Annotated in this window: 6 protein-coding genes; 5 read left to right on the forward strand and 1 reads right to left on the reverse strand. The window is 67.0% G+C overall.

All coding sequences use genetic code 11. From position 1 onward, the window contains the following. Positions 1-166: 166 nt before the first annotated feature. On the forward strand, positions 167-442 hold the full coding sequence (locus tag AB0L97_RS33215) for a hypothetical protein (protein WP_355073016.1): 276 nt from the start codon (positions 167-169) through the stop codon (positions 440-442). A gap of 57 nt (positions 443-499) precedes the next feature. On the opposite strand, the gene AB0L97_RS33220 is transcribed toward AB0L97_RS33215, so the two are convergent. Next, positions 500-2,794, reverse strand: a complete 2,295-nt coding sequence (locus AB0L97_RS33220) for an MMPL family transporter (RefSeq protein WP_355073014.1) — start codon at positions 2,792-2,794, stop codon at positions 500-502. A gap of 203 nt (positions 2,795-2,997) precedes the next feature. On the opposite strand from AB0L97_RS33220, the gene AB0L97_RS33225 reads away from it, so the two are divergent. The 4 genes from AB0L97_RS33225 (at position 2,998) to AB0L97_RS33240 (ending at position 7,853) form a co-directional block, all read left to right on the forward strand. Next, the gene (locus AB0L97_RS33225; protein ID WP_355073012.1) at positions 2,998-3,591 is read left to right on the forward strand and encodes a helix-turn-helix domain-containing protein; all 594 of its coding nucleotides are present in this window, start codon (positions 2,998-3,000) and stop codon (positions 3,589-3,591) included. A gap of 36 nt (positions 3,592-3,627) precedes the next feature. Then, on the forward strand, positions 3,628-4,131 hold the full coding sequence (locus AB0L97_RS33230) for an Rrf2 family transcriptional regulator (RefSeq protein ID WP_364437504.1): 504 nt from the start codon (positions 3,628-3,630) through the stop codon (positions 4,129-4,131). A gap of 87 nt (positions 4,132-4,218) precedes the next feature. After that, positions 4,219-5,952, forward strand: a complete 1,734-nt coding sequence (locus AB0L97_RS33235; RefSeq protein ID WP_364437507.1) for an ABC transporter ATP-binding protein — start codon at positions 4,219-4,221, stop codon at positions 5,950-5,952. Continuing rightward, entirely contained in the window at positions 5,949-7,853 is a 1,905-nt protein-coding gene (locus AB0L97_RS33240) for an ABC transporter ATP-binding protein (protein ID WP_355073006.1), read from the forward strand. The genes AB0L97_RS33235 and AB0L97_RS33240 overlap by 4 nt, the downstream gene beginning before the upstream one ends. Positions 7,854-8,049: the final 196 nt, after the last annotated feature.

The following is an 8,049-nucleotide window of genomic DNA, read 5'->3' on the forward strand; positions in this document are numbered from 1 at the left end:
CAGCCGGGTGGGTATGCCGCCCGGCTGTCCGCTTTTCGTCTGCGCGGGCCGTGAACCAAACATTTGCTGAGACGCGATTCGATCCACACTACCTCGGGCTGATTGGGTAACTGTCGGTGTGGCCGGGTATCCCCCCTCGACGGGGAGCACGGAAGGAACCGAGGAGATGCGTGATTACGGGCGTCGTGAGCGTGATTACGAACGTCGTGCGCGTGCCGGCCGCGGCCCGGGCATAGGCTCCCGGGTGCTCGGGTTCCTGCTGCTGGCCTGGCTGGCGATCGGCCTGCTCGCGGCCGGGCAGCGGCACTATTTCGACAGCGGGCCGCCGTTGAACTGCGCCGGTTGGGGCACGATCGGTCTCACCGCCCTCGCGGGCCCGCTCAACTATGTCGGCGTCGATCCGAAGGTCGGCGACTGCGAACTGCCGCAACCGAGCCGGTGAAACGCACTCGGCCCCGCATCCGGAGTCCGGATGCGGGGCCGAGCCATGGCCTTCGGATCAGCTGACGCCGACCGGCACCTTCGCCGTCTCGGCGGAACGCCGCTGCAGCTCACGCAGCTTCGTACCCTCGACGTCGATATCGGGCAGGATGCGGTCGAGCCACTTCGGCATCCACCACGACCACTTGCCCATCAGCACCAGCAGCGACGGAATCAGCACCATGCGGACGATGAACGCGTCCAGCAGCACGCCAACCGCCAGGGCGAAACCGAACGACTTCGCGGTCACGTCGGTCTCCAGCAGGAACGAGCCGAACACCGAGATCATGATGATCGCCGCCGAGGTCACCACGCGCGCGCCGTGGTGGTAGCCGGCGACCACCGCGTCCCTGGCCGACCTGCCGTGCACGAACTCCTCGCGCATCCGGGTCACCAGGAAGACCTGGTAGTCCATCGCGAGGCCGAACACCAAGCCGATCAGCATGATCGGCATGAAGCTGACCAGCGGATGCGGGTCCTCGATCAGGCCGAGCTTGCCCTCCTGGAAGATCAGCACGGTCGCGCCGAAGGTCGCGGCCATCGACAGCAGGAACCCGAGCGCCGCCGTGAGCGGCACCAGGATCGACCGGAACACCAGGATCAGCAGGACGAACGCCGCGCCCGCCACGATCGCCAGGTAGGGCACGATCTTGCTGAGCAGCACGTGGTCCACGTCGGCGAAGATCGCCGTGGTGCCGGTGATGCCGTACTCGATGCCGTACTCGGCCTTCAGCTGGCCCTCGGCCTCCCTGGCGTCGCGCACCAGATCCTTGGTGGCCTGGTTGTTGGGCCCGGACTTGGGCACGCCGTTCAGCAGCGCGCCCTGCTGGTCCTGGCTCCACTGCGGCTCGGTCACGTAGTCCATGTCGGGGTAGGACGCGAGCTTGTCGCGCAGCGCCTTCACCGCGGCGTCGCGGTTCTCGGCGGGGACGGCGCTCAGGTCGGCGGCCACGTTCAGCACGCCGTTGCTGCCCTCGCCGAAGCCTTCGGTCCGCAGCTCGTAGGCCTTCCGGATGGTGGAGGTCTTCGGCATGCTGTCCTCGCCGGGCAGGCCCAGGTTCAAGCCGGCCGCGGGGGCGGCGAGCGCGCCGAGCACCACGACGCTCAGGATCAGCGCGACCCACGGCGCGCGGCCGATCAGGCGGCCGAAACGCATGCCGTTGGTGACCGAGTTCTCGTCCTCGGGATCGTGCTGTGCGACCACCGGCAGCTTCGGCTTGAACAGGAACCGGCCGAACGCGCCGAGCAGCGCAGGCATCAGCGTGATCGCCGTGAGCACCGCGAAACCGGCGGCGATGGCGCCGCCCAGACCCATGAACGTCATGAACTCGACACCGACGATGCTCAGGCCCGCCAGCGCGATGATGACGGTCAGACCGGCGAACACGACGGCGGAACCGGCCGTACCGAGCGCGGTGCCGGCGGCCTCTTCCGGCGAATCCTGCACCGCGAGTTCATGCTTGTACCTGGACACGATGAACAGCGCGTAGTCGATGGACAGCGCGATGCCGATCATCGAGGCGAGGAAGGTGGTGAAGCTGGGGATCTCGATCACCGAGGTGCCGAGCATGATCAGCGAGGTGGCCGCGCCGAGGCCGATGATCGCGGTGACGATCGGCACGAACGCCGCGACGATGGCGCCGAACGCCACGACCATCACGACCAGCGCGACGGCCATGCCGATCATCTCGGACTTGCCGCTGGGCGCTTCCTGCTTCTGCGCGATCGAGCCGCTCATCTCGACCGTCAGCCCGGCGTTGCGCGCGTCGGCGGCCACGTCGTAGGCCGTTTCCCGCTGGGCGTCGGTCACGTCGGTGACCTTCGCGATCGTGAACGGGACATTGATCACAGCCACGGTCGCGGGCGCGGTCTTGCTCAGCACGTTCAGCGGGGCGGCGCTGCACTGCGCGGGATCGGGATTGCTCAGGCAGCCCATCTTCTCGGTCGCCTCGACCGGGTTGGTGATGGGTTTGCCGTGGTCGACGATGTCGAGCCGGCCGAGTTTGGCGATGAACGCGTCCAGCGCCGCACGGTTCGCCGGATCGGTCAGCGTCTGACCCTCCGGCGCGGCGGCGACGTAGGTGCCGGTGACCGCGTCGAACTTGTACGCGGCGGAGGCGCCGGGGAAGTGTTTGTCGAGGATTTCGTTGGCACGCTCCGAGGGCAGGTTGGGCATGCTGAAGTCGTTGCTCATCGGCTTGCTGAGCTGCGCGCCCAAGCCACCGAGGAGCACGAACAAGACGAGCCAGACGGGAAGCACTATCCATTTCCGGCGGAAGGCGAACTTCCCCCATCTGTACAGGTAAACGGACACGACTGGTTACTCCTAGCGATGACTGGGATCGTGCTGGTTCTGCGTGTAGACAGCACTCGCGGAGGTGCCCTGCCTGCCTCCGCCTCCACTGACGCTTTCTGCCTACCGTGCGGTAGGTAGACTACCCAGGAGCTAAGCGGAGGTACAACCTCAATTTTACGGGTGATCTTCGCTCGATGCGAAGGTGATGAGAGGATCGTCGAATGGCCGTGCGTGACGCACCCGGCGCTGTCGCCGCAGGTGGAAGCACTAAAATCGCGATTCGGGACGCCGCGGTAAAGCTGTTCGGAGCCAAAGGATTCGAGCAGACGAGCCTGCGCGAGGTCGCGGATGCGGTAGGAATCACAAAGGCGTCGCTCTACTATCACTACGCGTCGAAGCTCGATCTGCTATTGGCGATCATCGATCCGATCGTCGATCTCATGCGTTCGGTGGTGGACGATCTCGACCGGGTGCCGCACGATGCCGAAGGCATCCGCCAGGTGCTGCGGACGTATCTGCGCGGTCTGATCCATCACCGTGACGCCGGGGCGCTGGTCGTGCGCGACACGGTCGCGATCATCAACGCCATGGCCGACCGCTACCCCGATCTGATGAACACCAGCAAGGCGCTGCGCGAGTGGCTGGCCGGACCGGACGCCACCGAGGAGGCGCACCTGCGCGCCTGCGCCGCGCTCGAGGTGATCGGGGTTGCGCTGGTGTCCAAGGAACTCGTGCCTGGTGCGGACGACTCGCTGGTGGAATCGTCACTGCTGGACGCCGCGACCTGTGTGCTCGCGGGCGGCGGCGCCGCGTAGATTCGAGCCATCCCCTCGACGCCAGGAGTCGCTGCTGTGCACATCACCGCGAAGGTCGATTACGCGGTGCGGACGCTGCTCGAGATCGCCAGTGCGCCGCGGCTGGACCAGTCGGCGGTCGGACTCGGCGCACCCCTTGTGCAGGCCGCGCCGGTGGTCAAGGCCGAAGCGATCGCCACCGCCCAGCGGATTCCGCCCAAGGTGCTCGAGTCCGTGCTCGGCGAGCTGCGCCGCGCGGAACTCGTGATCAGCAGGCGCGGCCCGGACGGCGGCTACTGGCTGGCCAGGCCGGCCGCCGACATCTCCATCGCCGACGTGATCCGCGCGATCGAGGGCCCGCTCGCGTCGGTGCGCGGCGCGCGGCCGGAGGACGTCCGCTATGCCGGTGCGGCCGAGCCGTTGCAGCGGGTGTGGATCGCGCTGCGGGTCAATATTCGCGCGGTGCTGGAGAACGTCACCATCGCCGACATCGCCAGCAACCGGCTGCCCGGATTCGTCGAAACGCTCACCGAAGACCAAGGCGCCTGGGCGCGCCGCTAGCTCCGCAGACCCCGACGGGAGAGCATTCATGCAGGTCAGAAATCTTCACGACGTATCGCGCCGACAGCCGGTAGCCTGCGATTCATCATGCTGACCCAACTGCTCCGCACGCATCTGTACCCCTACCGCACCCAGCTCGCGGGGGTCGTTGTGCTTCAGCTGATTTCCGTGATCGCGATGCTGTATCTGCCGAGCCTCAACGCGGACCTGATCGACAACGGCGTCACCAAAGGTGACCTCGGCTACATCTGGAGCACCGGCTTGTGGATGCTCGCGGTCACGGGCGTGCAGATCGTCGCGTCGGCCGCTTCGGTCTATCTCGGCGCGCAGGCGGCCATGGGCGCGGGCCGCGATCTGCGTGGCGCGCTGCTGCACCGCGTCGGCACCTTCTCCGCGCGCGAAGTGGGCATGTTCGGCGCGCCCTCGCTGATCACCCGCAATACCAACGACATTCAGCAGGTTCAGCTGCTCATCGTGATGTCGGCGACCATCCTGGTGATGGCGCCGATCATGTGCGTCGGCGGCATCATCATGGCGTTGCGCGAGGATCTCGGCCTGTCCTGGCTGCTGCTGATCGCGGTGCCCGCGCTCGGCCTGTCCATGGCCGTGCTGATCTCCAAAATGGTGCCCGGCTTCCGCGACATGCAAGCCAGGATCGATGAGGTGAACCGGGTACTGCGCGAGCAGATCACCGGTATTCGCGTGGTGCGGGCCTTCGTGCGGGAGCGGCAGGAGACCTGGCGGTTCGGCCTGGCCAACACCGAACTCACCGACACCGCGCTGCGGGTCGGCCGGTTGATGGCGCTCATGTTCCCCACGGTCATGCTGATCAGCAACGTCACCGCGGTCGCGGTGATCTGGTTCGGCGGCCACGCGATCGACGCCGGGCACATGCAGATCGGTTCGCTCACCGCGATGCTGTCCTACATCATGCAGATCCTGATGGCCGTGATGATGGCCTCGTTCCTGGCCATGATGGCGCCGCGCGCCGCGGTGTCGGCCGACCGGATCGCTGAAGTGCTCGACACCGAGTCCTCGGTGCACCCGCCGCGCCTGCCGCAGCCGTTCACCGACGACCCGGCTGTCGTGGATTTCCGGTTCGCCGAGTTCGCCTTCCCCGGCGCGGAGAAGCCGGTGCTGAAAGCCATCCGATTCGAGGTGCGCCCCGGCACCACCACCGCGATCGTCGGGTCCACCGGCGCGGGCAAAACCACGCTGATCAACCTCATACCCCGGCTGATGGATGTCACCGACGGCGCGGTCTATATCGGCGGCACCGACGTGCGCCACATCGACCTGGAGGTGTTGCGCTCGCAGATCGGCCTGGTGCCGCAGAAGGCGTACCTCTTCTCCGGCACGGTCGCGAGCAACCTGCGCTACGGCAATCCGCACGCCACCGACGAGGAGCTGTGGCGCGCGCTGGAGATCGCGCAGGCCGCCGACTTCGTCCGCGAGATGCCGGAGGGTCTGCAGACCCCCGTCGCGCAGGGCGGCACCACCGTTTCCGGAGGCCAGCGTCAACGCTTGGCCATCGCCCGAGCGCTGGTGAAGAAGCCCAGGGTGTATCTGTTCGACGACTCGTTCTCCGCGCTGGACGTGGCGACCGACGCCAGGCTGCGGGAGGCGCTGAAGCCGGAGACAGCGGACGCCTCGGTTGTCATCGTCGCGCAGCGCATCGCGACCATCCGGGACGCGGATCAGATCGTGGTGCTCGAAGACGGCGCGATAGCGGGCATCGGCACGCACGAGCAGCTCCTGCGGGAGTGCTCGGAGTACCGGGAGATCGTCGAGTCGCAACTGAGTGCCGAGGAGGCGCGATGAGACCCGGAATGCCAACGCCCGGTGCGCCGGGCACCAAGGCGAAATCGTTCGTGCCCTCGCTGAAACGACTGTTGCGCAGGCTCGCGCCGGAGCGGTTACAGGTCGCGCTGATCATCGCGCTCGTCATCGTCTCGGTGGTGCTGAACACCGTCGGCCCGTACATTCTCGGCAAGGCGACCAACCTGGTCTTCGACGGCGTGGTCGGCAAACAGCTGCCGCCCGGCGTTTCCAAGGACCAGGCGATCGAAGCCCTGCGAGCCAAGGGCGACAACACTTTCGCCGACATGCTCAGCGCCATGGACGTGGTGCCAGGGGTGGGGGTCGACTTCGGCGCGGTCGGGCGGGTCCTCGCCTTGGTGCTGGCGCTGTACATCGGTGCGGCCGTCTTCGGGTGGTTGCAGGGGTACCTGCTCAACATCGTGATCAACCGGACCGTGAAGCGGCTGCGCAGCGAGGTCGAGGACAAGATCCACCGACTTCCGTTGCGCTACTTCGACTCCGCGCCGCGCGGTGACGTGCTCAGCCGGGTGACCAACGACGTCGACAACGTCTCGCAGAGCCTGCAACAGACCATGAGCCAGCTGCTCATCTCGGTGTTCTCGGTGCTCGGCATCCTGGTCATGATGTTCTGGATCTCCTGGCAGCTCGCGGTGATCGCCTTGCTCACCGTGCCCGCCGCCATCGTGGTCACCGCGCAGATCGCGAAACGGTCCAAGCCGCACTTCGTCGACCAGTGGAAGTACACCGGCCTGGTCAACGCCCAGGTCGAGGAGGCGTACACCGGGCACGAGGTGGTCACCGCGTTCGGCCGCAACCGCGAGGTCGGCAAGGCATTCGATGAGCGCAACGAACAGCTGTATCAGGCGAGCTTCAAAGCGCAATTCATCTCTGGCCTGATCATGCCCTCGATCATGTTCCTGGGGAACGTGAACTTCGTGCTGGTCGCGCTCGTCGGCGGGTTGAAGGTGGCCACGGGTAGCCTCTCGCTCGGCGAGGTGCAGGCGTTCATCCAGTACTCCCGCCAGTTCAGCCAGCCGCTGACCCAGCTCGGTGCGATGGCCAACCTGCTGCAGTCCGGCGTCGCCTCGGCCGAGCGGATCTTCGAGATCCTGGACGCCGAGGAGCAGAGCCCGGACCCGGTGATGGCCGACGCGCGCCCGGTCGACCGCGGCCGGGTGGAGTTCGAGGCCGTCTCGTTCCGGTACGAACCCGACAAGCCGGTGATCGAGCGGCTGTCGCTGGTGGCGGAGCCCGGGCACGTGGTCGCGATCGTCGGCCCCACCGGCGCGGGCAAGACCACGCTGGTGAACTTGCTCATGCGGTTCTACGAACTGGACGCCGGCACCATCACCATCGACGACGTCGACATCACCGAGATCACCCGCGACAACCTGCGCTCGCGCATCGGCATGGTGTTGCAGGACACCTGGCTGTTCAAGGGCACCATCCGGGAGAACATCGCCTACGGCAACCCGAACGCGAGCGAAGAGGAGATCCTCGCCGCGGCGCGCGCCGCCTATGTCGACCGCTTCGTGCACGCGCTGCCCGACGGCTACGACACGATCATCGACGAGGAGGGCTCCGGCGTCAGCGCCGGCGAGAAACAGCTGATCACCATCGCGCGCGCGTTCCTCGCCAAACCGTCCATCCTCATCCTGGACGAGGCGACCAGCTCGGTGGACACCCGCACCGAACTGCTCGTGCAGCACGCCACCGCCGCCCTGCGCCGCGACCGGACCAGTTTCGTCATCGCCCACCGCCTGTCCACCATCCGCGACGCCGACCTGATCGTCGTCATGGAAGCGGGCCGAATCGTGGAACACGGCTCGCACGAACGCTTGCTCGACGAGCGCGGGGCGTACTACCGCCTGTACAACGCCCAGTTCGCAGGCGCTGTGTAGTTTGGCCGCGCCTTCGGCGCGGCGTGTTCGCGGCCCCTTTATGGCTCGCGTCCGAGCGACCGCCGCTTGCTCCTTCGTCGCCTACGCGGCGGTCACTCGGACGTCGAGCTCGGCCAGCAGCGTCAGCAGCTGGTGGGCGCTGGCGGCGATCTTCTCGGCGAGTGCGACCTCGGTGGAGGTGGTGATTCGCATCGGG

It is taken from the genome of Nocardia sp. NPDC051911 (assembly GCF_040681035.1).
In the GTDB taxonomy this organism is placed as follows: Bacteria; Actinomycetota; Actinomycetes; order Mycobacteriales; family Mycobacteriaceae; genus Nocardia; species Nocardia sichangensis.